The sequence below is a fragment of the Bacillus sp. BPN334 genome (assembly GCF_008368885.1).
GTDB lineage: Bacteria > Bacillota > Bacilli > Bacillales > Bacillaceae_G > Bacillus_A > Bacillus_A wiedmannii.
On the sequence record NZ_QOZW01000004.1, the window covers coordinates 40,865 to 66,346 of the forward strand.

The 25,482-nt window shown below is 35.5% G+C and carries 29 protein-coding genes and 2 riboswitches; of the genes, 13 read left to right on the top strand and 16 right to left on the bottom strand.

Annotated features, from left to right (window positions below):
* Positions 1-116: 116 nt before the first annotated feature.
* Together DN393_RS03875 and DN393_RS03880 are read right to left on the bottom strand one after the other, a co-directional pair.
* Positions 117-446 (bottom strand): PH domain-containing protein, encoded by a 330-nt coding sequence (locus tag DN393_RS03875; RefSeq protein WP_064474389.1) that lies wholly within the window; start codon positions 444-446, stop codon positions 117-119.
* A 147-nt stretch (positions 447-593) separates the two neighbouring features.
* A complete protein-coding gene (locus tag DN393_RS03880) occupies positions 594-1,571 on the bottom strand; it encodes a LacI family DNA-binding transcriptional regulator (protein ID WP_098110819.1) in 978 nt (325 codons plus the stop codon).
* Between the two features lie 305 nt (positions 1,572-1,876).
* On the opposite strand from DN393_RS03880, the gene DN393_RS03885 reads away from it, so the two are divergent.
* A complete protein-coding gene (locus DN393_RS03885) occupies positions 1,877-1,972 on the top strand; it encodes a DUF3948 family protein (protein WP_001060010.1) in 96 nt (31 codons plus the stop codon).
* Positions 1,973-2,045: 73 nt separating this feature from the next.
* On the opposite strand, the gene DN393_RS03890 is transcribed toward DN393_RS03885, so the two are convergent.
* Positions 2,046-2,651: a lysophospholipid acyltransferase family protein gene (locus DN393_RS03890; protein ID WP_000277789.1), complete on the bottom strand. Its 606-nt coding sequence runs from the start codon at positions 2,649-2,651 to the stop codon at positions 2,046-2,048.
* Between the two features lie 336 nt (positions 2,652-2,987).
* Between DN393_RS03890 and DN393_RS03895 the strand changes: the two genes are divergently transcribed.
* On the top strand, positions 2,988-3,083 hold the full coding sequence (locus DN393_RS03895; RefSeq protein WP_001060007.1) for a DUF3948 family protein: 96 nt from the start codon (positions 2,988-2,990) through the stop codon (positions 3,081-3,083).
* Between the two features lie 60 nt (positions 3,084-3,143).
* On the opposite strand, the gene DN393_RS03900 is transcribed toward DN393_RS03895, so the two are convergent.
* Positions 3,144-3,284: a YrzO family protein gene (locus DN393_RS03900; protein WP_000894064.1), complete on the bottom strand. Its 141-nt coding sequence runs from the start codon at positions 3,282-3,284 to the stop codon at positions 3,144-3,146.
* Positions 3,285-3,305: 21 nt separating this feature from the next.
* Entirely contained in the window at positions 3,306-4,274 is a 969-nt protein-coding gene (locus DN393_RS03905) for a DMT family transporter (protein WP_064474391.1), read from the bottom strand.
* 128 nt (positions 4,275-4,402) lie between these two features.
* Between DN393_RS03905 and DN393_RS03910 the strand changes: the two genes are divergently transcribed.
* Together DN393_RS03910 and DN393_RS03915 are read left to right on the top strand one after the other, a co-directional pair.
* Positions 4,403-5,269 carry a LysR family transcriptional regulator gene (locus tag DN393_RS03910; protein ID WP_064474392.1) on the top strand — a complete coding sequence of 289 codons (867 nt, stop codon included), beginning with the start codon at positions 4,403-4,405 and terminating at the stop codon, positions 5,267-5,269.
* A 255-nt stretch (positions 5,270-5,524) separates the two neighbouring features.
* Positions 5,525-5,626 carry a DUF3948 family protein gene (locus tag DN393_RS03915; RefSeq protein ID WP_001060020.1) on the top strand — a complete coding sequence of 34 codons (102 nt, stop codon included), beginning with the start codon at positions 5,525-5,527 and terminating at the stop codon, positions 5,624-5,626.
* A 65-nt stretch (positions 5,627-5,691) separates the two neighbouring features.
* Here DN393_RS03915 and DN393_RS03920 read toward each other — a convergent pair whose 3' ends face one another.
* Positions 5,692-6,639 carry a helix-turn-helix transcriptional regulator gene (locus DN393_RS03920; RefSeq protein ID WP_098110820.1) on the bottom strand — a complete coding sequence of 316 codons (948 nt, stop codon included), beginning with the start codon at positions 6,637-6,639 and terminating at the stop codon, positions 5,692-5,694.
* Positions 6,640-6,772: 133 nt separating this feature from the next.
* Here DN393_RS03920 and modA point away from each other — a divergent pair, with 133 nt between their 5' ends.
* The 7 genes from modA (at position 6,773) to DN393_RS03960 (ending at position 15,336) form a co-directional block, all read left to right on the top strand.
* Positions 6,773-7,579, top strand: a complete 807-nt coding sequence (gene modA, locus DN393_RS03925) for a molybdate ABC transporter substrate-binding protein (RefSeq protein ID WP_098110821.1) — start codon at positions 6,773-6,775, stop codon at positions 7,577-7,579.
* A 5-nt stretch (positions 7,580-7,584) separates the two neighbouring features.
* Positions 7,585-8,259, top strand: a complete 675-nt coding sequence (gene modB / locus DN393_RS03930; protein WP_046956647.1) for a molybdate ABC transporter permease subunit — start codon at positions 7,585-7,587, stop codon at positions 8,257-8,259.
* A 300-nt stretch (positions 8,260-8,559) separates the two neighbouring features.
* Positions 8,560-9,411, top strand: a complete 852-nt coding sequence (locus DN393_RS03940; protein WP_000353549.1) for a GRP family sugar transporter — start codon at positions 8,560-8,562, stop codon at positions 9,409-9,411.
* Between the two features lie 212 nt (positions 9,412-9,623).
* The gene (gene proC / locus DN393_RS03945) at positions 9,624-10,427 is read left to right on the top strand and encodes a pyrroline-5-carboxylate reductase (protein WP_088048223.1); all 804 of its coding nucleotides are present in this window, start codon (positions 9,624-9,626) and stop codon (positions 10,425-10,427) included.
* A 1-nt stretch (position 10,428) separates the two neighbouring features.
* A complete protein-coding gene (locus tag DN393_RS03950) occupies positions 10,429-11,262 on the top strand; it encodes an aldo/keto reductase (RefSeq protein ID WP_064474396.1) in 834 nt (277 codons plus the stop codon).
* A gap of 153 nt (positions 11,263-11,415) precedes the next feature.
* A riboswitch (SAM riboswitch) is annotated at positions 11,416-11,520 on the top strand.
* A gap of 132 nt (positions 11,521-11,652) precedes the next feature.
* Positions 11,653-13,284, top strand: coding sequence for a peptide ABC transporter substrate-binding protein (locus DN393_RS03955; RefSeq protein WP_103656050.1), 1,632 nt, complete (start codon positions 11,653-11,655; stop codon positions 13,282-13,284).
* A gap of 408 nt (positions 13,285-13,692) precedes the next feature.
* Positions 13,693-15,336 carry a peptide ABC transporter substrate-binding protein gene (locus tag DN393_RS03960; RefSeq protein WP_149173328.1) on the top strand — a complete coding sequence of 548 codons (1,644 nt, stop codon included), beginning with the start codon at positions 13,693-13,695 and terminating at the stop codon, positions 15,334-15,336.
* A gap of 39 nt (positions 15,337-15,375) precedes the next feature.
* Here DN393_RS03960 and DN393_RS03965 read toward each other — a convergent pair whose 3' ends face one another.
* Genes DN393_RS03965 through DN393_RS03975 form a run of 3 tightly spaced genes read right to left on the bottom strand, consistent with a single transcriptional unit; the run spans position 15,376 to position 16,822 of the window.
* Positions 15,376-15,684 (bottom strand): ABC-2 transporter permease, encoded by a 309-nt coding sequence (locus tag DN393_RS03965; RefSeq protein WP_064474399.1) that lies wholly within the window; start codon positions 15,682-15,684, stop codon positions 15,376-15,378.
* A 35-nt stretch (positions 15,685-15,719) separates the two neighbouring features.
* Positions 15,720-15,911 (bottom strand): hypothetical protein, encoded by a 192-nt coding sequence (locus DN393_RS03970; RefSeq protein WP_064474400.1) that lies wholly within the window; start codon positions 15,909-15,911, stop codon positions 15,720-15,722.
* Positions 15,912-15,922: 11 nt separating this feature from the next.
* Complete coding sequence (locus tag DN393_RS03975) at positions 15,923-16,822, bottom strand: helix-turn-helix transcriptional regulator (protein ID WP_088048221.1); 900 nt, start codon at positions 16,820-16,822, stop codon at positions 15,923-15,925.
* Positions 16,823-16,994: 172 nt separating this feature from the next.
* On the opposite strand from DN393_RS03975, the gene DN393_RS03980 reads away from it, so the two are divergent.
* Positions 16,995-17,462, top strand: a complete 468-nt coding sequence (locus DN393_RS03980; protein WP_064474402.1) for a YusW family protein — start codon at positions 16,995-16,997, stop codon at positions 17,460-17,462.
* A 29-nt stretch (positions 17,463-17,491) separates the two neighbouring features.
* Here the strand turns inward: DN393_RS03980 and DN393_RS03985 are convergent, their stop codons facing one another.
* Genes DN393_RS03985 through DN393_RS04005 form a run of 5 tightly spaced genes read right to left on the bottom strand, consistent with a single transcriptional unit; the run spans position 17,492 to position 22,770 of the window.
* Positions 17,492-19,081 (bottom strand): peptide ABC transporter substrate-binding protein, encoded by a 1,590-nt coding sequence (locus DN393_RS03985; RefSeq protein WP_064474403.1) that lies wholly within the window; start codon positions 19,079-19,081, stop codon positions 17,492-17,494.
* A gap of 13 nt (positions 19,082-19,094) precedes the next feature.
* The gene (locus DN393_RS03990) at positions 19,095-19,868 is read right to left on the bottom strand and encodes an ABC transporter ATP-binding protein (protein WP_064474404.1); all 774 of its coding nucleotides are present in this window, start codon (positions 19,866-19,868) and stop codon (positions 19,095-19,097) included.
* Positions 19,865-20,875: an ABC transporter ATP-binding protein gene (locus DN393_RS03995; RefSeq protein ID WP_064474405.1), complete on the bottom strand. Its 1,011-nt coding sequence runs from the start codon at positions 20,873-20,875 to the stop codon at positions 19,865-19,867. The genes DN393_RS03990 and DN393_RS03995 overlap by 4 nt, the downstream gene beginning before the upstream one ends.
* A complete protein-coding gene (locus DN393_RS04000) occupies positions 20,832-21,836 on the bottom strand; it encodes an ABC transporter permease (protein WP_064474406.1) in 1,005 nt (334 codons plus the stop codon). The genes DN393_RS03995 and DN393_RS04000 overlap by 44 nt, the downstream gene beginning before the upstream one ends.
* A gap of 16 nt (positions 21,837-21,852) precedes the next feature.
* The gene (locus DN393_RS04005; protein ID WP_064474407.1) at positions 21,853-22,770 is read right to left on the bottom strand and encodes an ABC transporter permease; all 918 of its coding nucleotides are present in this window, start codon (positions 22,768-22,770) and stop codon (positions 21,853-21,855) included.
* 128 nt (positions 22,771-22,898) lie between these two features.
* A riboswitch (SAM riboswitch) is annotated at positions 22,899-23,004 on the bottom strand.
* A gap of 171 nt (positions 23,005-23,175) precedes the next feature.
* On the opposite strand from DN393_RS04005, the gene DN393_RS04010 reads away from it, so the two are divergent.
* Positions 23,176-23,430, top strand: coding sequence for a DUF3951 domain-containing protein (locus tag DN393_RS04010; protein ID WP_064474408.1), 255 nt, complete (start codon positions 23,176-23,178; stop codon positions 23,428-23,430).
* Here DN393_RS04010 and DN393_RS04015 read toward each other — a convergent pair.
* Positions 23,409-23,912, bottom strand: coding sequence for a hypothetical protein (locus DN393_RS04015; RefSeq protein ID WP_064474409.1), 504 nt, complete (start codon positions 23,910-23,912; stop codon positions 23,409-23,411). The two genes, DN393_RS04010 and DN393_RS04015, sit on opposite strands and share 22 nt — an antisense overlap.
* A 249-nt stretch (positions 23,913-24,161) precedes the next feature.
* A complete protein-coding gene (locus DN393_RS04020) occupies positions 24,162-25,412 on the bottom strand; it encodes a multidrug effflux MFS transporter (protein WP_081257142.1) in 1,251 nt (416 codons plus the stop codon).
* Between the last annotated feature and the right edge of the window lie 70 nt (positions 25,413-25,482).

Here is a 25,482-nt window from a genome sequence, read left to right on the forward strand (position 1 = left end):
GTTCATACCTCCCCCCATTTGACATTGTATCACTATCTCCTAGAGGTTTAGAAGTTGTTTTTATTGCGCATTTTTACTCTTAAAGATCGGGATATTATGTTTAAACAAAGGGGTGATTAATTATTCATATTCGCTCTAACTGTACGGACAAATCGCTCCACATTCCCCTTCTGAATATACTTAGCTCGAATGGTTTCATGACTACAAGTACATTCGAAATGCGGACGAAAATCTATGCTATCTATATGCAAATATGAATAATCTTTAAATGTTGCAGGATAGTATGGAAATTTCCCATAAAAGAGAAGACGTCTAGTAGTAGCAGCAAAAATCCCATGTTGATACGATAGCGTAAAATTATCCTTCTCAAATATCCCTACGACAAAAGCCAAAACCTTTTCATCATCTTCTATATACTTTTTCATACTCAATAAAAGTTCATTCATGCATATCCCTCCAAATACTATTTTGAAAAGAATCCATGGATTATTACAGACCGGTGTAACTCCTTTATAAAGTATGAAACGCGTTTCCTGTCAAAGATATTTCAAAAAAAACAATCCGTTATGTGATTTACACATAACGGATTGAAGCTAAACGGTAGAGCGTTCCACAAGTTCATATGGAATTTCCACCTTTTCTTGTTTAGAACTTTCATCACGTATTTGCCTGTAAAACATTTCAAAGGCCTTTTTACCTATTTCCTTTAAATTTTGATCAATGGTTGTAAGTTGTAACACTTGCGAAATAGGTTGATTATCAAAGCCAATAATCGCTAAATCCTCAGGAACTTGAATACCTAATTTTTCAGCTTCTGTCATAACCCCAATCGCTACTTCATCTCCTGCTACTATTAATGCTTCAGGAAGATGCTGCATCCCCTTTAATGTATGAGCCACTTTCACACCATCTTCTAATGTAAAACATTCTGTGAAAATCCATTCTTCCTTCACTTCTTCATCTATAGATTGCAATTGCTGTTTATAAACATCAAAACGTTTTTGACTACTCGGACCTAATTTCCTTCCCGTACAATAACCAATTTTTTTATAACTTTTCTCAATCAAATAATCCATTCCTAATTGAAAAGCTGCCGAATGATTCGTATATACACTTGAGATATTTGAAATATCATTATCTTCACAAGCAACGATTGTCCCATAGGAAGCATACGGCTCTATCGTTTCCCAATCATTCGCACGAGAACAAATAATAAGGCCATCCAATTGTTTTGTTTTTAACATATGTAAACTTTTCATTTCTTCTTTTTTATTATAATTCGTTTGGCAAAGTAGCACTCTGTAATTATGGGCTAACGCCACCTCCATCATCCCGCCCACCATCGCATCAAAACATGGATGATTAATATACGGTAAAATTACACCAACAATATTCGTTTTCCCTTTTGATAAATGAACGGCATTTGCGTTTTGTGAGTAATTCAACTTCTCAACTATCTCCATAACCGCTTTCCTTTTTTCTTCACTTACATACGGATGATCATTCAATACTCTCGAAACAGTCGTAACTGAAACTCCCGCCATTTTTGCAATATCTTTAATATTAGCCATACACTCACCTCTACTTTTAACTTAATGAATTCCATGAACATATGTCAAACCTTCTCATTATTACATCTCCATTCGTTTTTCTTACAAAAGTGTAATTTTCCTGTAAGCTAATTCGATAGTTACTCTCCGCTTTTTTTCATACAATTAAGTCAGAAACAGGGCAACAATTATTCGAAAAGGAGCGGATTCATATGATGAACAAAATAAAATCAAACAATTTTTCAAATACAATGGGCATGGTATTTTCCGTTCTAATCGATGCTAAAGCTGTTGCTTCCACATTAAACAAGTAAGGAGAATTCATTATGAACAATATCACTTTTAACAAATTAGATTTTTTAGGACTAGCTAGCGGATCAGTTCTTCTTACTGCTTTTATTTACGCCGCTACGCTTGTATAACTTTTGTGTCCCCTTTCCCCTTTATTATAAATAGTAATAGAAAAGACGACCGTCTATGCCCGGTCGTCTTTTCTTATTTTTGATTTGATTGCAAAGTTTCCTTTAGCTCCTCAAACTTCTCATTTAATTGATCTGTCATCATTTTCATAGCTGTTTTTCGATCGATTTGTTCTTCAGCATCAATTTGAATTGGGTCGCCAAAAATTAATTGTGCCTTTTTCCCTTTTATTAATTCTTTTACACTTGATGGACCAACATAAGCTGCCGGTACTAACGGGACATTAGAACGCAGTGCAATCGTAACAGCCCCAGCTTTTAATGACACGTCTTCTGTTGATCTCGTACCACTCGGGAAGATCCCTACTACTTTCCCTTCTTTTAATAGGCGTGACGGAATTTTAAGTGTACTCGGTCCTGGATTCGCACGATCTACAGGGAATGCATTTACATTTTTAAAGAACCAATTTTTGAATTTCCCTTCAAATAATTCTTTTTTGGCCATGTAATGAATTTGGGTCGGATACATCCCTGTAGCTAACATTAATACATCCATAAAACTTGTATGTGTACACGCAACAACATACGGGCCGCCTTCTGGTAACTTTTCTCTTCCTTGCACTTCTACTTTCCCAGCTGTTTTAAATATATATTTCAACAAAAATGTAATTGGTTTATACATTTGTTTCGTTCCTTTCTGAACATCCGAATTATAATCATTCTCTTACAACGATTATAACACTAAGTTTTAGGAGTTGGTAATAAATTTAAGTATTAATTGTTACATTTCAATTCTTACAAAAGTGTAATTTTCTTGTAAGCTAATTCGATAGTTACTTCCCAAAATATTTCATACAATTAAGTCAGAAAGAAACAACAACTATTCGAAAAGGAGCGGATCAATATGATGAACAAAATGAAAACGAACAATTTCTTAAATACAATGGGCATGGTATTTTCCGCTCTAATCGACGCAAAAGCTGTTGCTTCTACATTAAACAAGTAAGGAGAATGCATCATGAATAACATCACTTTTAACAAATTAGATTTTTTAGGATTAGCTAGCGGCTCTCTTCTTCTTACTGCTTTTATTTACGCTGCTACGCTTGTATAACTTTGTGTCCCCTTTCCCCTTTATATAGAAAAAGACGACCGTCTATGCCCGGTCGTCTTTTTACATTTTTCTTTCTTTTAATTCTTTTAAAAGCTGTATCAGCTCAGCTTGTTGTTTTATCTTTTTACGACCATTTCGGTTAATTGCTGCAAGCTCGCAGGCAACTCCGACGGCGAAGAAAAACAATAAACTTTCTAACATGTGAAATCCTCCAATTGCCTATTAAACAGCTTGACGTAATTGCTCTTCTTGTAAAATTCGCTTGTTTATATTTTCTTCTTTTCTCTGACAAACGTTATTGCGAATAAGTGATGCAATAACAAGTAAAGTCCCTATAATATCAAACATTGTTATTCGATATCCTTGCATCATCATAATAACTAAAGTCGTGATTGGTACAAAATTAATAAATAAAATCCCATTAATGGACGATAAAATTTTCACACCATAGTTCCAAGCAAGTAACGCTACGATACCTGGTAATGTCATCATAAACAATAAATCATATTTCACGATAGAAATCGTTCCCATACTCGGAACCGATACGTATCCAAACGATGTAATGATGACAGTTATAATCGCTGTGACAGTCGTACCAAATACACACGTCAACGTAGAATAACGTAATGTTGACCAATCGCTACATGTTTGACCACCCATCGTATAAATAACCCAACCTACAACACCAACAAATATAAAGGCCAGCGAAAACATGTTATCTTTCAATGTTAAAAAGAAACTCATATCACCTTTCGTAATAACGAATACAGCTCCTACAAAAGCAATCATCATGCTCGTTATCATATACTTTTTCGGTTTTACATGCTTATATCCCCATAGAATACAAATAGAAATCATCGGCATCAGTGCTTCCATAATAGAAGCAACCATCACGCCTGATTTCCCCATTAACATTTGACCTAAAAATATAAGTACATTATATACAGTAAACGCCATCGTTCCGAAAAAGACGAGTAACTTTCCTCTTCCCTCTAAACGAAATGCCTGCTTTCCTTCTTTCATTAACAACAATACAATCAGTACGATCGCCACCGCTCCATAGCGAATAAGCGAAAAATAAAATGGATCTATGTATTCTAGCGCATGATCAGCAACCGGAAACATCGCCCCCCATGACATACTTGCAATTAAACATGCTAAAGCCCCTACTATCATTTGACCTTTTCTCAACACAATTCCCCCACTTCTTTCTATTTGCACAAAGAGAATTGTAAAAGAAAAAATATATCACGTAAAATGATTCAAAATGATGTTAACTATCATTTATAATGATAGTTAACATCAAGGAGGATCATACTATGGAATTAAGAGACTTACAAATCTTCCAAAGCGTTGCCGACCGCGGTAGTGTAAGCGGTGCAGCAAAGGAATTAAACTACGTACAATCAAATGTAACTGCTCGTATTAAACAACTGGAAAACGAGCTAAAAACACCGCTCTTTTATCGTCATAAACGAGGCATGACTTTAACAGCTGAAGGAAGAAAAATGCTCGTTTATGTTAATAAAATTTTGCAAGATGTTGACGAGCTAAAACAAGTATTTTTAGATAGTGAAACTCCCTCTGGCATATTAAAAATCGGTACAGTCGAAACAGTAAGTACATTACCTACCATTTTATCTTCTTACTATAAACGCTATCCGAATGTCGATTTATCATTACAAGCGGGTCTAACAGAAGCATTGATTAGAGAAGTACTTGATCATCAATTAGATGGCGCCTTTATATCAGGGCCTATTAAACATCCACTAATTGAACAATACGATGTTAGTACAGAAAAATTAATGCTTGTAACACAAAATAAAGCTTTTCATATAGAAGAATTTACAACAACGCCCCTACTCGTTTTTAACCACGGATGTGGATACCGTTCCAAACTAGAACGATGGCTTAAAGATGAAGGTTTGCTCCCAAAAAGAATTATGGAATTTAATATATTAGAGACAATATTAAACAGTGTTGCACTCGGCCTTGGAATTACACTCGTACCACAGTCTGCTGTCCATCATCTTTCTAAAGCAGGTAAGGTACATTGTCATGCAATTCCTGAAAAATACGGTAGTATTTCAACGGTTTTCATACGCCGTAAAGATAGCTACATGACAAATTCAATGCGCAGCTTTTTAAAAACAATTGAAGAGCATCATCATATCAATATGCTTTAACGGACATTCTTACATGAATGTCTTTTTTTCTTACAAAAATGTAAGTCTCCCGTAAGCTAATTCGATAGTTGCAGGCAATCATATTTCCTATAATTAAGACATAAAGCAGGGCAACAACAATTCGAAAAGGAGCGGATACGCATGATGAACAAAATGAAATTAAACAAATTTTTAAATACAATGGGCATGGTGCTATCCGCACTTGTCGATGCAAAAGCCGTTGCAACTACATTAAACAAATAAGGAGAGATTATAATGAACAACATTACTTTCAACAAATCAGACTTTATCGGACTTGCAAGTGGAGCTACTCTTCTTACGGCCTTCATTTATACACTTGCTCAAAGTCTTGTTTAATACTTTGTTTCCCCAAACCCCTTTATATATAGAAAAAGCTGCTTGTCTTATAGACAAGCAGCTTTTTAGTTTATTTCATATATAATTTGACCTGTTTTCGTCATATCGTATCCGCCAATCGCTTTTAATTCATTACGAAATTCTTCCGATTGCAGAATATCTTTCACAACTTCGATCAGCTCTTCATTTTCTTTATTCTTCAAAATCACTAAATCATACTGTTCTTTCATGATTGGAATAAAGTCTACGTTTACAATCTGTGAAAACTTTTCTGACCCTACTCCTACGTCAGCTTTTCCATTTGCGACTTGCGTGGCAACACCAAGATGATTCGACTCTTCCCATTCATATCCACTAATACGCTCTTTATTTAATTTTTGAATGTGCAATTGTTCATCCACTAACACCCTAATGCCAGAACCTTTTTCTCGATTTACAAATCGTATAGATGATTGAGATAAATCAGCCCATGTTTTTATATTTTTTGGATTTCCCTTTTGCACATAAAACCCAACGTTCCTTGCTAATAAATTAATCATCGTACATGGTTGTCCAACTAAAATACGTTTTACATACGGAACATTATATGTACCCGTTTCGCCATCAAACAAATGCAGACTAACGATACTTCCTTCTCCTTGATACATCTTTACTAAACTCGTTAAACTACCTTGATATGCCCTTAATACATTTGAACTTGGCAAGCGATTTTCTATACGTTTTGCCAACATATCTAACGTTAGTTCTTGTCCGCTAATAATACATGTATCCAAGCCCCTACTATCTTCACTCTTTACAGGAGTTCCCTTTATTTTCCCTGTTTTCATTTGCTTTATATATTGTTCTAAATCCGTTGCATCAATGCGCATCTGTCTACCGATTCTATAAGAAGGCAGTTCCCCTTTTTTAATTAGATCGTATACAGTTAATTTTGATACTTTTAATCGCTTCGCTACTTCTTCCGTTGTGTAGGAATGATGATCCATAGACGATTCCTCACTTTCTTTCTTCATTGTAACAAAGAAAAGAATATTTCTCCTATATTAAAAAACAACTATATCGTTCAAATTATATTCAATTATAACTAGTTATATCTAGTTATAATTAGTTATAATTAAATATGTCAAAACGAAAGGGGATTTTTTTATGAACAAGTTTACATTACGATCCATCGGAGCACTTATACTTTCTTTTCTTCTTATATTTAGTGCTGCATGTACAAGCGGCGAAAAGAAAGAAAAATCAACTGCTAAAGAAGGAAAAGCAGTTGAACTTACTATATCAGCTGCTGCAAGCTTACAAGATGCACTAAAAGAAATTGAAACAAAATATAAAGAAAAAGAACCTAATATTAAACTTTCTTTTAACTTCGGTGCTTCTGGTGCACTTCAACAACAAATTGAACAAGGCGCGCCTGCTGATTTATTCTTCTCAGCAGCCGAAGATAAATTTCAAACCCTTGTTAAAAAAGGATTTATTAATGAAAAAGAAGGGAAAAATCTTCTTGGAAATGAACTCGTTCTAGTTGTCCCAAAAGATAGTTCTCTTACAAAAATTCAAGATTTAAAAGATGAAAAAATTAAGAAAATCGCACTTGGTACACCTGAATCAGTACCTGCGGGAAAATACGCAAAGGCTTCTCTCACACATGAAAATCTATGGAATGACATTCAAAATAAAATCGTATTTACAAAAGATGTTCGCCAAGTGTTAACATATGTAGAAACAGGTAATGTTGATGCTGGTATTGTATACAAAACCGATGCTCTTATTTCAAACAAAGTAAAGATTGGCGAGACAGCAGCAGCGACTTCGCATGAGCCAATCCACTATCCTTTAGGTGTTATAAAGGAATCTAAGCATAAGAAAGAGGCGACTTCATTTTATGAGTATTTGCAGTCAAAAGATGCACAATCTATCTTTAAGAAATATGGATTTACAGTCCTATCATAATTGCCATGAGCTTTGATGCCATTTTGTCACCGATCTTTCTATCTTTACGAGTAGCTGCATGCGCCACCATTATCGTTACAATTTTAGGAACGATAATCGGACGAGCGCTAGCACGCTCCTCATGGAGATATAAAGTAATATTAGAAACTATTTTCTTATTACCAATGGTACTTCCGCCAACCGTAATCGGCTTTTTTCTCATTATCATTTTTGGAAATAATAGTCCCATTGGAACGTGGGTAGAATCAATATTTCAGCAGTCTATTATGTTCACATCTACTGCTGCGATCATTGCTTCTACAGTTGTTGCATTTCCGCTTATGTACCAATCAGCAAAAACAGGATTTTCTATCGCAAATGTACAAATTGAAGAAAGCGCTCGTGATCTTGGTGCAAGTGAATATCAAGTTTTTCTACACGTCACACTTCCGCTTGCATTTCCGGCCTTACTAAGCGGAATGATTTTAAGCTTTGTTCGTGCACTAGGGGAATTTGGTGCTACGCTCATGTTTGCTGGAAATATTCCTGGTAAAACACAGACAATCCCAACTGCAATTTATATGGCGATTGATGCAAGTAATATGCAACTCGCTTGGACACTAGTAGTTATCACTATTAGTATGTCACTCCTATTTCTGCTATGTATTCAGCTTATTAATAAAAGAATTACTAACCCTTAAAGCAGCTTTTGTCGAAGCTGCTTCATTATTTCTTAGGAAATAAAATATACCAATGGGAAATAACTGAATTTTATATTTTATTAAAATATACATTTTATTTGAATTCACTTTCTAAAATAGGCAATTTCCTGTTATTATATGGAGGTGTTTCAAAAAATGAAGAAATGAAAACGCATTTATATCGTGAATTCTTCATCCTGTTTTAGCGATCGGTAATCTTCTACTCTATTAGTGGGGCATTACCGATCGTTAGAACGATATGTAATTATATTGGTATAGGAAATCGAAGGGAGTCTTGTAATGGACATTTTATTAGCGCTTCTTCCTGCAATTGCATGGGGAAACATCTTATTAGTAAGCGTAAAAATGGGTGGTGGTGCATATAGCCAAACGGTAGGTATGACAATCGGTGCTCTATTCTTCGCAACAATTATGTATGTATTTACTCAACCAGCTTTAACAATGACAGTCTTGATTGTTGGTTTTATTTCAGGTTTATTCTGGGCTTTAGGACAAGTAAACCAATTAAAAACAGTTGAAAAACTAGGTGTTTCAACTACCGTAACAATTTCTACTGGTATGCAACTTGTTGCAACTTCTATCTTTGGAGTTATCGCTTTCCGTGAGTGGACTACTACAACAACGATTGTTCTGGGAACGATTGCAATCCTATTAATCGTAGTTGGTGTTGTATTCACATCACTAGATGACAAAGAAAATGCACAGCCACCAGGACAATTGAAAAAAGGACTTCTTACTTTAATTGTTTCTACTTTCGGTTACCTTGTATATGTAATTATTATTCGTTGGTATAATATCGATGGTTGGTCTGCTATTTTACCACAAGCAGTTGGTATGTTTGTCGGTGCGGTTGTATTGACATCTAAACATAAACCATTTAACAAATATGCAATCCGTAATGCTTTATCTGGTTTACTATGGGGAACTGGAAACTTATTCTTACTTCTTTCATTACCACGTGTCGGAGTAGCAACAAGCTTCCCATTATCTCAAACTGGAATCGTTATCTCAACATTCGGTGCGATTGTCTTCTTAGGTGAAAAGAAAACAAAACGTCAATTGATCTTTATTGCACTAGGTAGTGTTTTAATTATCGGCGGCGCTGTATTGTTAGGTATGACAAAAGCATAAACTTATAATCTATTAATCCCTGAAGCAATTATGCTTCAGGGATTTTTTATTACAACTATTTTTTAAGTATAATAATTTTTATAACCGTATTTGTATTAACCCTCCTCCCTCCATTTTCATCCTTTTCACGATAAGTCTTTTCTTTTTACAAAATTCTCTTAAAAATGGTATCGTTTTTTATAACATATCTTCACTAGAAAGGAATAAAGGATATGCTAACTAAACATCGAATTCTATTTATTGGTGCTGGTCGTATGGCAGAAGCTATATTTTCCGGATTACTTAAAACAAGCAAAGAATACATCGAAGAAATTATCGTTTCTAACCGCAGCAACGTAGAAAAGCTAGAACAATTACGAGCGCGATATAATGTGTCTATCACAACAGATTGGAAGCAGCATGTTACATCTGTTGATACGATTGTTTTAGCAATGCCACCTTCTGCACATGAAGAATTATTAGCAGAATTATCTCCGTTACTATCGAATCAACTTGTCGTAACGGTAGCTGCTGGCATTGGCCCATCTTATTTAGAAGAAAAACTTCCCGGGGGAACACCTGTCGCTTGGATTATGCCAAATACAGCTGCTGAAATTGGAAAGTCTATCTCCTTATATACAATGGGACGATCAGTAAACGAGATGCATCAAGAAACCCTGCAACTGCTTTTAAGAGGCATTGGCACTTCGCAACTTTGCACTGAAGAAGAAGTTCATCAGCTTACTGCAGTTACTGGAAGTGCACCAGCTTTCCTTTATTACTTTGCTGAAAGCTTAATTGAAGCAACAAAAAGTTATGGAGTCGATGAAGCAACCGCAAAACACCTTGTCATTCAAATGATTTCCGGCTCTGCTTCTATGCTTGAACAAACGCAAGATCCAGCTAACCTCCGCGAACAAGTGACAACACCAGGTGGTTCCACAGCTGAGGGTCTCAAAGCTTTATATGAATATAATTTTTCAGAGGCAATTCAAAAAGCAGTAGAAGCAACAAACAAAAAAGCTAGGGGGAAATAATATGAATTTAACAAGTTTAAAAGACTATACAACATTACATAACGGTGTAAAAATGCCTTGGTTCGGTTTAGGTGTTTTTAAAGTAGAAGATGGTTCAGAAGTAATTGAATCTGTAAAAGCAGCAATTAAAAATGGCTATCGCAGCATTGATACTGCAGCAATTTATCAAAACGAAGAAGGCGTTGGACAAGCGATTCGTGAATCAGGTGTTTCACGTGAAGAATTATTTGTTACATCAAAAGTATGGAATAGCGATCAAGGATATGAAACAACACTTCAAGCATTTGAAACTACATTAGAGAAATTAGGTCTAGAATATTTAGATTTATATTTAGTACATTGGCCTGTAAAAGGGAAATATACTGAATCATGGAAAGCGTTAGAAAAACTTTATAAAGATGGCCGTGTTCGTGCTATCGGTGTGAGTAATTTCCACATTCACCACTTACAAGACGTATTTGAAATCGCTGAGATTAAGCCAATGGTCAACCAAGTGGAATACCACCCACGTTTAGCACAAGAAGAGCTACACGCTTTCTGTAAAGAACATAACATCCAGCTTGAAGCTTGGTCACCATTAATGCAGGGACAACTACTGGATAATTCAACATTAAAAGACATTGCGACAAAATATAATAAATCAACTGCACAAATTATTTTACGCTGGGATTTACAAAATGAAGTTGTAACAATCCCTAAATCTATTAAAGAACATCGCATTATTGAAAATGCAAATATATTCGATTTTGAATTAAGTGCTGATGACATGAAAGCAATTCAAGCTCTAAATGAAGAGCGTCGCGTTGGTCCAGATCCAGATAACTTTAACTTCTAGTAGAAAAACCACTGCCATATGCAGTGGTTTTTTTCACTTAATAAAACTGAAAATTTAAACTATATTTCAATTGGTTGACACTTCATTATCCAAGGTGTAAGATTTTGAATTATCAAAGAAACACAAAAATTAATAAAATTCATTCGTTTACTCATTGTATCAAGAGAGGTGGAGGGACTGGCCCTTTGAAACCTCGGCAACAGGTTCATTTTGAACACTGTGCCACTTCCTGCAAGCTTTGTGCTTGAAAGATAGAATGAGGGACTTCGTTTATATACGGGTGCATAACTTGTACGTAAAAATCCCTCTTTCTCAATATGAAAAGAGGGATTTTTTATTTTTCATTTCCCTCATCATCATCCAAACTTAATTATTTAGGAGGAAAATCAAATGAAAAAGAAGTTTGTACCCGGTATTGCATCAGTTGTAGGAGTAAGTATTTTATTAACTGGTTGCGGTAGTTATAAAAACGAAGCAAATGCAAAAGACGAGGCACCTAGTAAACAGGTTTTAAACTTATCTTCACCTACTGAAATACGAACAATGGATACAGCCCGTGCTACAGATACTGATTCTGGTCAAGTAATGAGAAACGTATTTGAAGGTTTGTATAATCTTGGTGAAGGCAACAAACCTGTCCCTGGCGTTGCAAAATCTCATGAAGTAAGTGGCGATAAAACGAAATACACATTCCATTTACGAGATTCAAAATGGTCAAACGGCACTCCTGTCACAGCGAAAGATTTTGTCTTTGCTTGGCAAAGAGCTGTCGATCCAGCAACAGCCTCTGAATATGCATTTCTATTCTTTGATATTAAAAACGCAACAAAAATTAACAACAAAGAACTTCCAGCCGATCAACTTGGTGTAAAAGCAATTGATGACCATACGTTTGAGGTAGAATTAGAACGTCCTGTTCCGTACTTTATTAGCTTAACAGCGTTCCCAACATTTCTACCAATTAACGAGGAATTCTTTAAATCACAAGGTGATAAGTACGCTTTAGAAGACAATACAATCTTGTACAACGGAGCTTTTACACTAAGCGATTGGAAGCATGAGCAAAGCTTTAAATTTAAGAAAAACCCTACCTATTGGGATAAAGATACTGTCAAACTGGAAGAAATCAATTTTAACGTCGTAAAAGAAAAATCTACAGAAGTAAATTTATTCGAGTCAAAACAATTAGATCGTATCAAACTAACATCTGACTTCGTTGATAAATATAAAAAGGATGCTAACTTTAAAGAACGGCCAAACGTAGGGGTACAGTTTCTACGTATGAATCAACAAAACAAAGTACTTCAAAACGTTTCTGCACGCCAAGCAATCGATCAAACAATTGATCGAAAATCCTTTGTAAATACGTTATTAAATGACGGCTCTACCCCAACCTCTAGTCTCGTGCCGAAAAACTTTGCAAAAGGACCTGACGGAACAGACTTCCGTGCTGCAAACGGCGATTTAACAAAGGTTGATACAAAATCTGCTCAAGAATTATGGAAAAAAGCAAAACAAGAACTTGGGTCTGAAAAAATAACGTTAGAACTATTAACAAGTGACGGTGACCTTGAAAAGAAAACTGGTGAATTCTTAAAAGGACAACTAGAAAAGAATTTAGACGGATTAACAGTAAATATAAAGCCGCAACCACGTAAACAACAAGTTTCACTTTTATTAAAAGGTGACTACGAAATTGGAATTGACGGCTGGAGCCCTGACTTTGCGGATCCAATTACATTCCTTGAGCTATTTACAACGAATAACCCTTACAACTTAGATCATTACTCTAATAAGGAGTTTGATGAAACAATAGCAAAAGTGAAAACGACTTTAGCCGGTGATGAAAAAGCTCGCTGGGAAGCATTACTAGCATCCGAGAAAATATTATTTAAAGACTCTGTTATCGCTCCTCTTTACCAAAAAGGCGAATCTTATTTAGAACGTTCTTATGTGAAAGGAATTGTGCAAGTAGACTTTGCAGGTCAATTAAACTTCAAATGGGCAAAAATTGAAAAATAAAGCGCAACTTTAATCAGTGGGTTTTTCTTCATCCTCCACTGATTATTAGCCCACACCAATTATTTTTTTAGCAAAACATATGAAAAGCAGATTCCCTAATACGAGGAAATCTGCTTTTTTAATATATTATTCTAAGAAATTAACAATCTATTTTTATTATTGACATATAGTTATTTCCAGTGTTAATATTCTAAATAATCAAAGAAACGAAATATTTCACCATCAAAATATAACGTCTACTACGTTGAAACATATAACGATAGATTATAGTTCAACATGTATATACATATAGAACACCTGATTAACTACATACACATATCTATAATAGGTTTTCTCTTCTTCTATAGCTACACTTCAAAACTTGGAAATTACGACGTTACGAACAACACTTTTAGGGAGGAACGAACAATGAAGAAAAAAGTTGTACCTGTTGTTGCATCTGTTTTAGGGGCAAGTCTATTACTAACTGCTTGCGGGGGAAATAAAGATCATGCAAGCGGAGCGAAAGCAAATGATAAAGCACCTGATAAGCAGGCAATTAACTTATCATTCGCTTCAGAAATTCCAACAATGGATGTTGCAAAAGCAACGGATGGGGAATCCATGAGCGTAATGCGCAATGTTTTTGAAGGTTTATATGCAATGGGAGAAGATAACAAACCAATTCCTGGTGTTGCTGAGTCGGTTGACCTTAGTCCTGATAAAACAAAATATACATTCCACCTGCGTGATTCAAAATGGTCAAACGGTACTCCAGTTACAGCAAAGGACTTTGTCTTCGCTTGGCAACGTGCCGTAAATCCTGATACAGCAGCTGAATATGCATTCTTATTCTTCGATATACAGAATGCGAAACAAATAAGCCAGAAACAATTACCAATTGATCAACTAGGGGTCAAAGCTCTTGATGATAAAACGTTAGAAGTACAACTAGACCGTCCTGTTCCCTACTTCTTAAGCTTAACGACATTCTCAACATTCTTACCAATTAATGAAGATTACTTAAAATCTCAGGGCGATAAATATGGTTTAGAAACAAATCATTTAATTTACAACGGTGCTTTCACATTAGATAACTGGAAACACGAGCAAAGCTTCCAATTGAAGAAGAACCCTAACTATTGGGATGCCAAAACTGTAAAATTAGAAGAAATCAACTTCAATGTCGTTAAAGATAAGTCTACAGAAGTTAACTTATACGATTCAGGACAAATCGATCGTGTTGCTTTAACTGCAGAGTTTGTTGATAAATATAAGGGCGATCCAAACTTCAAGGACCGCGCTGAAGTTGGTATTCAATTCTTACGACTCAATCAAAAAAATGAAACATTAAAAAATCAACATGCACGGCTTGCTATTAACGGAGCAATGAATAAAAAAGCATACGTAGAAACAATTTTAAATAATGGTGCTGTTCCAGCTGAAGGAATGGTTCCTACGAAATTCGCGAAAAGTCCAGAAGGCACTGACTTCCGTAAAGAAAATGGAAACCTAGTCAAAGATGATGTGAAAACAGCAAAAGAAAACTGGAGAAAAGCGAAACAAGAACTTGGTACTGACAAAGTAACAATCGAACTATTAACAAGTGATAATGCTTTAGCTAAAAAGACTGGTGAATATTTAAAAGGTGAACTAGAAAAGAATCTAGATGGATTAACAGTGACGTTAAAACCACAACCACGTAAACAACAGCTGAAACTACTATTAAGTGGTGACTATGAAATCGGTATTGATGGCTGGGGCCCTGACTTCGCTGATCCAATTACATTCTTAGATTTATTTACAACAGATAGCGCTTATAACTTCGATAAATACTCTAACAAAGAGTACGATGCGCTCATTCATAAAGTGAAAACAGATTTAGCTGGCGATGAAAAGGCTCGCTTTGAAGCAATGAAGCAAGCTGAAAAAATCCTATTACAAGACGGTGCTGTCGCTCCTTTATACCAACAAGGTCGTTCTTACCTACAACGCGGATTTATTAAAGGGCTTGTAACAACTGACTTCGGCGGTGAATTTAACTACAAGTGGACAGAAGTTGCAAAATATTAAAATAAAAAAGGTATCCAATCGCAGGATACCTTTTTTATTTTATACTTCTTTAACTACATGACTTCTTCTCTTTACTATTCCTTTTATAGATACAGTAATTACTGCTACCAATTGTGTAACTAATATAATGACTAATAATGAAATAATATTTTTTTCTAAACTAACTCCCCCAAATATTATTGTATAATAGCCATTCGCTGCATATGTTGCGGGAAATAATTCGCCGATTGTTTCATATGTTTTAGAAAGCATCTCGTGTGGTACAATTACACCCGAACTTACAAGTTGTAACGATAGTGAAATTATATTAAAGATCATACCTGCATTTCCGAAAACAATTATGAACATTTGTGTTAATGAAAGAAAGGGGAAGAAGACTATTTTTAATAATCCTCTTCCCCTTCTTTTTGCATTGAACCAAAACTCATCATAAATATAAACACAAACATCAAATATGTTCTCCACGTCAAAGAGGGTATATGCCCTGACCAAAGATAGCTAATGAAATAGTTAATTCCCATAATACAAGACGATACTACTAAACTAATACTTATTAGTTTTACATATTTGAGCATATCTTTTCTCCTTACTTTTCTATCTCTTCAAATTGCAGATTTACCGGCTCTTCTAGGAGTGTTTCATAAAAGTTTTCAGCCAAATCTGTTGAAGGAATTTTTTCATCCACTTCATCAAATCGAATACTATCTAGCCACACACAACCTTCTCCTGCTAATAAGACACCAAATGCAATACCAAGCGCTCCTTCTTTTATATCTAATACAACCGAATACGATTGCCAGTTATTCGTATTTTTAATTGGGCGATTTTGCATGTTATCCATAGCGAGTGGTTCTGTATCTTTTCCGTCTACTCGCATCCACAATCCTGCCCAATCTCTTACGTTCTCACTCTTAACAAATGCTGTTAAACGTAATCTTTTACCTACATATCTATCGGCTCGGAACATTTGCATTAATGTTGAAAATCCTCCGTGCGTAACATTCTCTTTTGCTTTTATGTATGCAGATACTTTTCCTTGATGGGCAACTTCATAATCTAAACCCATCTCATATTCAGCAGGATGACTTCCACTTAAGATCCATCCTTTCGGTATACCTTTTTGCATTGAAACACCCTCTCTTTCTATATAAAATGACTGAAAGTACTTTCGATATTTCTTTGGTGGCAATTGAAACATTCTTTTAAAAGCTCTTGTAAATGCCTCTTGTGAGGAAAAACCGTATTGCACTGCAATATCAATAACAGCTCTCTCCGTTGACACTAAAACTTGCGCAGCATGAGTTAACCTTCTCTTTCGAATATAATCCGTTACACTCATCCCAACATATCTTTGAAAGATGCGATGAAAATGGTACATCGATACTGCACTGTGAGACGCCACTCTTTCTGTTGTAAGCTCCTCATGTAAGTGATCCTCTATATATTCAATTGCTTGTTTTATCATCTCTTTATATTCTCCATGCATTTTAGTACCCCCTCACAACCTTAATTTACCATATACATACAAATCATTTTTGATTTAAATTGCGAATTAAACTTTGTGGCTACAAGTTAATAATTTATTTTCAACACATACATAATTACATGATTTTGGGAAAAACTTGTATAGAACGAATTTACATAAGGAGGAAATTATAATGAGAATTTTACTATCAGTTTTATTAGCGCTTATGCTAGTACCTGTATTAACAGGATGTAAAGCTCCTGCGAAAGAAGATACAACTTCTAATAAGAAAACTACTGAAGAAGCAAAAAATGAAGCTCCTGCTGATTTAAAACTTAACTTCAATGAATTTAGTTTAGATGCAGACTATCAAGATACGAAGAAAGACTACGAGGCTGATTATAAAAATGCAGCAGCAGATAAAAAAATGGAAGCAAAACTTGAAGACCACAAATCAAATGCAAAGTTTACAGGTGACGAGGCTATTACAAAATTAAGCCCACTTCTACAAGAATTAAAATTTGATAAAGATACTCCTGACCAAGAAGTAATCGATCAAGTAGTAAATGTGTTCAAACTTGATAAAGACTATCAAAAGTTTGATTTAGAAGTTGTCTTCTCTGATGGAACGAAAAAAGAATATAAAAGAGAAATAAAATAAAGAAGTAGGCGGTTGCCTACTTCTTTATTTTATTTTTTAGCATATCGTAAGCTCGGTTGAGATCCTACATAGTATTCTAATCCAGATACAGATGATTTTTGTAAATAAGAATCTGTTGGGAATACAAGTGGGATTAAAGGATATTCTGTAAACATAATATCCTCTGCTTGATGTAATAAGTCAAAGCGTTTATTTTCATCTTGTTCTAATTTTGCTTGATTAATTAAATTATCGAAGTCTTTATTAAACCATTTTGCATAGTTATTTGGACCATCACCTGCATAAATTTCTAATTGTGCAGCTGGATCTAATGTAGATCCTCCCCATCCCATATATGCAATTTGGAAGTCACTTTGTTTGTACATATCAATATAACTTTTCCACTCTTTACCTTCTATTTTTACATCTACACCAAGATTTTTCTTAAACATTTCTTGAAGTGTTTCAGCTATTTTCTTCTTATCTGAATATTTCACTGTTACTTCTGGAAGTGTAGTCCATCCTTCTTCCTTCATTCCTTCTTCTAATAGAGTCTTAGCTACTGCAGGATCATATTTAAAATAGTCACCTTTCTCTTTACGGAAGTCGCGACCACTTTCTGTTTTTGCTCCCTCTGGCACAAAGCCATATGCTTCTTTTGCATTATTCTTTAATATTTTCTCTACGATAAACTTGCGATCTACAGCTATTGCAAAAGCTTTACGAATTTTCGCATTTGTAAATGGCGGCTTTTCTGAATTAAATGAGTAAATATGAGTTGAGTAGTCTTGCATTTTTTTAAACTCTTTATTATTCTGTTCCTTTTCAACTAAATCTGTTGGTATGTGAGATAGTAAATCTAATTCTCCAGATTTATATAATTGATACGCTGTTTTACCTTCAGGGATAATACGGAATTCAATCTCTTTTGATGCTACTTTTTTATCATGAAACTCTTTATTTTTTTCTAAAATAATCGTTTGATTATGCTTCCATTCTTTCAATGTGAAAGGACCATTTGTAATTAATTCTTTTGGATCTACTTTTAGTTTACCTTTTTCATCAATAGATTTTTTATTAAGTGGAATATATAACGACTGGGATAATGTCCGTTTAATAGATGTCACTGGATGTTCAAATTGTAGCTTTAGAGTTACATCATCTACAGCTTGAATTCCTACTGCATCTTCTGCACCTTTCCCTGTATTAAATGCTTCTCCACCCTTAATGAAATATAGTTCTGTTGCATTCATAGAACCCGTTTTAGGATTTAATATTCTCTTCCAAGCAAATTCAAAATCTTTTGCTGTTAACGGGGAGCCATCAGACCATTTTAATCCTTTTTTCAAATAGAATGTATACTCTTTTCCATCCGCTCCAGCTTCCTCTTTCTCTACTAAATCCTTTTCAAACTTCCCGTCAGTTGTCTGTCTATACAAAGTTGCAAATAAGTGCTCAATTACATAATTAGAGTTATTATCTGTTGAAATCGCTGAATCTAGCGTGTAAGGGTCACTACCAAGATTCGTTACAAAACGGTCTCCTTTACTAGCACTTGCTTTTGAAGTATCTTTCTTGCCACAAGCTACAGAAGTAATTGCTAATACGGTCATAATGACAAATAATAAAAACTTCTTCATCTTACATTCTCCTTTAACCTGAAATTTTTGGTGTTGATGCTAATAATGTTTTTGTATAAGAATGTTGTGGATTACGGAACACTTCATCCGTATTTCCAAATTCAACAAGTTCTCCTTTATATAAGACAGCCACTTTTTCACATAAGTAGTGAACCATCGGTAAATCATGTGCGATAAATAAATATGTATAGCCTTGTTCCTTTTGAATCTTTTGCAACAAGTGCACAATTTGGATTTGAAGTGAAACATCTAATGCTGAAATTGGTTCATCCAGGATTAATACTTCTGGATCACATAATAACGCCCTTGCAATAGCGATCCGTTGACGTTGTCCCCCGCTAAATTCGTGTGGGTATCGATCAATATATCGTCTATCTAATCCAACACGTTCTAGCGCATCACCTGCTACCTCATCTTTCAATCCTTTATCACCTAAACCGAATGAAATATATCCTTCTGTTACGCTATCGCGTACTTTCCAGCGCGGATTTAATGCAGCTGTTGAATCTTGAAAAATGAATTGTACTTTCTGCAAGAAATCTCGCTTATGAGCTGACTTCAACTTGTGAACAACTTGATCGTTATAATCAATTTCACCAGACGTTGGGCTCTCGATCCCAGCTATGAGCTTACCAAGTGTTGTTTTCCCTGAACCACTTTCTCCAATAATGCCAAGCGTTGTTCCTTTCGGGATAGAAAGTGATATATCTTTTAACGCCGCTATTTCTTTCTTCTTACTTCCATACGTTTTCGTTACTTGCTTTACAGTAATTAAATCTGTCGTCATGAGGCATTCACCTTCTCTTTTGATTTCGCTTGGCCATGCTCTAAAACATGTTGCCAACAATGTGAACTGTGTTCCTCAGAATATGATGTTCTATCAGGGAAACGATGAATGCATTCTTGTATTGCTACTGGGCATCTATTTACAAATGGGCACCCAAAGCTATTTAGCGTTTCAATTGATGGTGTTGTTCCCTCAATGGACCTAAGTACCTTTTCGGAATCATCCATATTTGGAATAGCTTGCAATAAACTTTTCGTATATGGGTGCTTAGGTGAACCTATCACTTCTTGTATCGTCCCTTTTTCAACAACACGTCCCCCGTACATCACAACTACTCGATCTGCTACTTCACGTACAAGTGCCAAATCGTGGGTAATTAATAAAATACTCGTATTTTGTTTTTCTTTTCGCTCTTTTAATAACCCCATAATTTGCTTTTGAATCGTTACATCTAATGCAGTTGTAGGCTCATCTGCAATAACGAGCTTTGGGTGACACGCAAACGCAATTGCTAAACAAATACGTTGCCTCATACCTCCGCTTAATTGATGTGGGTACTGTTCAAAACGTTTCTCTGCTTCATGTATCCCTAAATCATTTAATAAGTTAATCGCAATTTCTTTTGCTTCTCTTTTCGATTTTTTCTCATGTTGCAAGATCACCTCTGTAATTTGCCTTCCTACTTTCATCGTCGGATTTAAAGAGGACAGAGGGTCTTGAAAGATAAACGAAATATCTTTCCCTCGAATTTGATTCCATTCTGATTGTTGTAAATTCGTTAATCCTTGAGATTGGAAAGAAATGCTTCCATCATCGATGTGAATAGATTCTTGATTTAGTCCGACAATGGATTGTGCTGTAACACTTTTTCCTGAACCACTTTCTCCTACAAGTGCAACGATTTCACCTTCGTTAATAGAAAAGGAAACATGCTTCACAATTGCTTGCTTACTATTCTCTTTTTCAACGGCCAATGTTACGTTTTCTAAAGATAAGAGCTGTCCCATGTTTTTTCTCCTTTCGATTCCTTTTTACGATTTTTGGATCAATTGCATCTTGCAAACCATCACCAATTGCATTAAATGCGAACATGATGAGCGCAATCATCAGCGATGGGAAGAAAAGTTGCCACCATTCCCCACTTAATAGTGTCCCGAGCGCATCGTTCGTCATCGTCCCCCAGCTTGCTGCTGGTGATTGTACCCCGAGTCCGATAAAACTTAAAAATGATTCTGAGAAAATAGCTGCGGGAATTGTAAATGATAAATTTACGATAATAATGCCTGTTAAGTTCGGAATGATATGTCCGTATATAATCTTCATATGCGATGTACCTAATCGCTCTGCTGCAATAACAAATTCTCTTTGCTTTAAAGATAAGACTTGTGCCCTAACGAGACGTGCCATACCAATCCACCCTGTTAATGCAAGAGCAATGATAATTGTAAAAAGTCCTGGTTTCATAATGATTAATAGTAAAATAACAATTAATAAATATGGAATACCGTATAATACTTCAATCCCTCGTACAATCCACTCATCAATTAACGTTCCAAGGCGATTACGCCCTCTCACATATCCACTAAATCCCCCAATCAGTACACCAAGTCCTATATCAAGAACGGCTGCTATTAATCCAACTACTAATGAAATTTTCCCACCAGCCCAAGTACGTGCCCAAATATCCCGACCTAAATCATCTGTTCCGAACCAATGCTCACTACTAGGAGGTAAATTTGTCGCCTCTTTTACTTGTTCACTCGCGGTAAAAGGGGTTAAACTTTCACCGATAAGAGAGAAAATAATAATGAGTAATAATGTCACCGCTCCTAGAACTGCGATCGGATTTGATACAAACTTACGAAACACTTCTTTTTTTCGACTAATCGTTTGCTGCTCTTTATTTATCGTTAATTCTTTTTTCTCTTCATTCGTTAATAACTGTTTATTGATTTCATAAGCTCCCATTTAAATGCCCCCCTCCTTACGTAATAGAACGAATACGCGGATCAACAATACGGTGAATAATATCTGTAATGAAAATACAAGAAATTAATAATGCACTATAGAAAATTGTTGTTCCCATAATTACTGGATAATCTCGGTTAAAAATACTATCTACAAAATATTTTCCGAGACCGGGAATCGCAAAGATCTTTTCAATAATGAAAGTTCCCGTTAAAAGCCCAGCCATTAACGGTCCAACAAACGTTAATACTGGAACAATCGCATTTCGAAGGGCATGCCTAATAATAATCTTCTTAATTGGTATACCTTTCGCTCTCGCTAGCTTAATATAATCACTCTGCAAAACTTCAATCATATTAGAGCGAATAAATCTTGTAATAACCGCGATTGGCCCTAATGCTAATGCGAATGACGGTAATACCGTATGTTCAAATGTGCCCCAAGACGCTACTGGTAAAAGTTCAAATTGTATAGCAAATACTTGTATAAATAATGGTGCTAAAATAAAACTTGGAATAGATATGCCGAGAATCGCAAGTAAACTCACACCATAATCAATTACTCTCCCGTGATAGAGAGCGGCAAATGTACCTGCTGCAATTCCGACTAATAGTGAAATAACAAGTGCTTGTAAACCAATAATCGCCGATGGACCAAATCCTGTTGTAATAATTTCTGATACGCCTTGCCCCGTCGATTGAACAGATTCACCAAAATCAAAATGAACTACACCGTCTAAATAAGCAACATATTGATTCCATAGCGGTTCATCAAGGTGATACTTTGCTCTCATGTTCTGCACAACTTCCGCCGGAAAGATCTTTGCATCCGATGAAAATGGATCCCCCGGAATAATGTGCATAATCAAAAATGTTACGGTTGTAATAATCCATAGTGTAAACACCATAACTGATAGTTTTTTAAAAACATACACTCCAATAACCCCCTAAACTCATAAATTTACTTTGTTTTATTAACGTATCTTTCCCATTACTTCTTCTTAAAACACAAAAAGCCTTAATCTTAAAAAATAAGATCAAGGCTTAATAAACGAAGGCCCATCACTTATCTTTCAAGACTTGCTTGCTGGAATTAGCACGGTGTTCCTGTTACAGAACCCGCTGCTGAGGTGTCATAGGGCCAGTCCCTCTACCTCTCTGGATAAGTAAATTGCTATATTATTATTTGGTTCAAATTGTATATTTTGAATTATAATTCTGAAAAAATGAAAAGTCAATCAAATTGGATATATTTAGAAAAATCAGTTTTCTAAGATATTAGTTATTGAAATTACAATCTTTCGCTTATAATAAAAAAAGTGTATTAAAGGAGTTATAAAATGGATCCCTTACTTCTTGCTACTATAGGATTACCATTAACAATCTTAATACTTGTCATCATCGGCTTCTATAATCTCTTTATTAAAAAGAAACGTATCACTTCTTTTTATACTCCATTCGATAATATTACCGGACAAACAATCTCTGAATTTCACGAAGAACAGAAGGTATTAGTATCCGATGATGAAGACGGAGATGGTAAGAAAAAAAATAACCTTGCGCGTACGCAAGGTTATTTTTTCGTTTCTGCTTGAAAACGTTTATAGTATGTTGATGCTGTTGCAAAGTTAATTTCTATATCACGAATCAATGATGAGTCTTCTTCTTTAGCTAACTTCTGTAATTTTTTCATTGCTTGTTCCGATTCATTCAAGAAACCAGCATATACCTCATGCTCTTGCTCTTTCGACTTCGGTACACGAATTTCTTTACGCATATGATCAATATCTTCTAACATGCCTGTTGTTACCGTTTGTACGTCTTCCTTATATTTAGCATTCGTTATTTCCTTACCGCCCTTTTCTTTTGCCACTTCAAACAACTGTAACGCTTTATTAATTTCTTTGTTCATCTTCACATCGTACTTTTCATGTACTTCGCGATATGTTTTCATCTCTTCTGTTTGCTCAGTAGATTGCTCTACCTTTTCTTTCGGTTCTTTCGCTTCTTTATTCCCATTACATCCTGCTAGAAGGAGCATACTTCCCATTACAGCAATACCCAAAACCTTCTTCATCTCTTCTTCTCCTTTTATCTACAGCTACTACTCATTATAGTTTCTTTTATCTCCACTTGTTATTATACCGAGAACATCCTACTTTTTACACTTAAGACGCTACCTTAATATACATGCCTACATTTTTGTCACAGTATCGTCACTTTATGCAAATAACTTTTGCATCACCTTACAAAGCTGTATGAGTTATTTCAAAGAAATGAAAAAAGAGCTGATTCAAATATTTTTGAATCAGCTCTTTTTTATAATTTAAGCTTCTAAATTTTGTCTTTGTTGCAATTCAAACTGCTTTTCACTTCTTCTGGCCATAAATAGATAACATAATACAGCACCAATTTCACAAAAAGCTATCACAACCCCCATCGGTAATGCGGTATTGCTTCCGCCAATACCTACTAATGGTGCAACAAGTGCTCCTGAAATGAACTGTAATAAACCTAATAAAGCCGATGCCGTTCCTGCAGCTTGTTTCTGATTTCTCATCGCTAACGAGAACCCAGTTGTTGAGACAACCCCAACACTTGATACAACAAGGAATAATGAACATAAAACACCAATTAAACCTATTCCTAGTACGATTGTCAGTAATAAAGATAGGCCACCAACAGCTGCGATAATAATACCAGCAACAAATAGTGTCTTCTCATTCACTTTCCCTGCTAAACGACCCGTTACCTGACTAGCAATAATAATACCGATACCGTTAATCGCAAAGAATAAACTAAATTGCTGTGGTGATGCTCCGTATATGTTCTGCAACACAAATGGTGAGCCCGAAATGTAAGCAAACATTGCCGCCGTTACTAGCCCTTGTGACAATGCATATCCCATAAACAGACGATCCTTTAACAGTTTTCCGTACGTCGCCAACGTCCCTGACAATCCACCTGTTTCTCTCTCTTCAGGAGGTAATGTTTCACGTAATACGAAAGTAGCTGATATTAACATGAATACACTAATTGCTCCAAGAACGATGAAGACACCGCGCCATGTTGTGAACTGTAGTAATTGTCCCCCAATAATCGGTGCCAAAATAGGCGCTGCTCCGTTTACTAACATGAGCAGTGAGAAAAACTTTGTCATTTCAGAACCTGAATACATGTCACGTACCATTGCACGTGATATAACAATCCCGGCCGATCCTGAAGCCCCTTGTAAGAAGCGCAATAACACTAAACTCCAAATAGATGGTGCAATAGCACAAAGTAAAGAAGAAGCAACATAAATAATAAGAGCGATAATAAGAGGTTTGCGCCTTCCGTAAATGTCACTAATCGAACCAACAAATAATTGTCCTACTGAAAGCCCAAGCAAACAAGCTGTCAATGTAAGCTGTGCAAGAGATGCGCCTGTTTGTAAATCATCCGTTAATTTTGGTAAAGAAGGCAAATACATATCAATAGATAATGGCCCAATCGCCGTAAGTGTCCCTAATACAAGAATCATCCATAACCTATTTGTCTTTACAGGTTTATATATTTCGTGATTAACTCCATTCACTTCTTCCGTTCACCCTTTCCGATAAATACTAAATCGTAACAATTATAGTTACAACATAAACATACGTCAA

Coding starts and splice junctions, on each gene's coding strand:
- DN393_RS03875 (WP_064474389.1), bottom strand. CDS start 446: ATGAATGAACTTTTATTGAGTATGAAAAAGTATATAGAAGATGATGAA.
- DN393_RS03880 (WP_098110819.1), bottom strand. CDS start 1,571: ATGGCTAATATTAAAGATATTGCAAAAATGGCGGGAGTTTCAGTTACG.
- DN393_RS03885 (WP_001060010.1), top strand. CDS start 1,877: ATGAACAATATCACTTTTAACAAATTAGATTTTTTAGGACTAGCTAGC.
- DN393_RS03890 (WP_000277789.1), bottom strand. CDS start 2,651: ATGTATAAACCAATTACATTTTTGTTGAAATATATATTTAAAACAGCT.
- DN393_RS03895 (WP_001060007.1), top strand. CDS start 2,988: ATGAATAACATCACTTTTAACAAATTAGATTTTTTAGGATTAGCTAGC.
- DN393_RS03900 (WP_000894064.1), bottom strand. CDS start 3,284: ATGTTAGAAAGTTTATTGTTTTTCTTCGCCGTCGGAGTTGCCTGCGAG.
- DN393_RS03910 (WP_064474392.1), top strand. CDS start 4,403: ATGGAATTAAGAGACTTACAAATCTTCCAAAGCGTTGCCGACCGCGGT.
- DN393_RS03915 (WP_001060020.1), top strand. CDS start 5,525: ATGAACAACATTACTTTCAACAAATCAGACTTTATCGGACTTGCAAGT.
- DN393_RS03920 (WP_098110820.1), bottom strand. CDS start 6,639: ATGAAGAAAGAAAGTGAGGAATCGTCTATGGATCATCATTCCTACACA.
- modA (WP_098110821.1), top strand. CDS start 6,773: ATGAACAAGTTTACATTACGATCCATCGGAGCACTTATACTTTCTTTT.
- modB (WP_046956647.1), top strand. CDS start 7,585: ATGAGCTTTGATGCCATTTTGTCACCGATCTTTCTATCTTTACGAGTA.
- DN393_RS03940 (WP_000353549.1), top strand. CDS start 8,560: ATGGACATTTTATTAGCGCTTCTTCCTGCAATTGCATGGGGAAACATC.
- proC (WP_088048223.1), top strand. CDS start 9,624: ATGCTAACTAAACATCGAATTCTATTTATTGGTGCTGGTCGTATGGCA.
- DN393_RS03950 (WP_064474396.1), top strand. CDS start 10,429: ATGAATTTAACAAGTTTAAAAGACTATACAACATTACATAACGGTGTA.
- DN393_RS03955 (WP_103656050.1), top strand. CDS start 11,653: ATGAAAAAGAAGTTTGTACCCGGTATTGCATCAGTTGTAGGAGTAAGT.
- DN393_RS03960 (WP_149173328.1), top strand. CDS start 13,693: ATGAAGAAAAAAGTTGTACCTGTTGTTGCATCTGTTTTAGGGGCAAGT.
- DN393_RS03965 (WP_064474399.1), bottom strand. CDS start 15,684: ATGTTCATAATTGTTTTCGGAAATGCAGGTATGATCTTTAATATAATT.
- DN393_RS03970 (WP_064474400.1), bottom strand. CDS start 15,911: ATGCTCAAATATGTAAAACTAATAAGTATTAGTTTAGTAGTATCGTCT.
- DN393_RS03975 (WP_088048221.1), bottom strand. CDS start 16,822: ATGCATGGAGAATATAAAGAGATGATAAAACAAGCAATTGAATATATA.
- DN393_RS03980 (WP_064474402.1), top strand. CDS start 16,995: ATGAGAATTTTACTATCAGTTTTATTAGCGCTTATGCTAGTACCTGTA.
- DN393_RS03985 (WP_064474403.1), bottom strand. CDS start 19,081: ATGAAGAAGTTTTTATTATTTGTCATTATGACCGTATTAGCAATTACT.
- DN393_RS03990 (WP_064474404.1), bottom strand. CDS start 19,868: ATGACGACAGATTTAATTACTGTAAAGCAAGTAACGAAAACGTATGGA.
- DN393_RS03995 (WP_064474405.1), bottom strand. CDS start 20,875: ATGGGACAGCTCTTATCTTTAGAAAACGTAACATTGGCCGTTGAAAAA.
- DN393_RS04000 (WP_064474406.1), bottom strand. CDS start 21,836: ATGGGAGCTTATGAAATCAATAAACAGTTATTAACGAATGAAGAGAAA.
- DN393_RS04010 (WP_064474408.1), top strand. CDS start 23,176: ATGGATCCCTTACTTCTTGCTACTATAGGATTACCATTAACAATCTTA.
- DN393_RS04015 (WP_064474409.1), bottom strand. CDS start 23,912: ATGAAGAAGGTTTTGGGTATTGCTGTAATGGGAAGTATGCTCCTTCTA.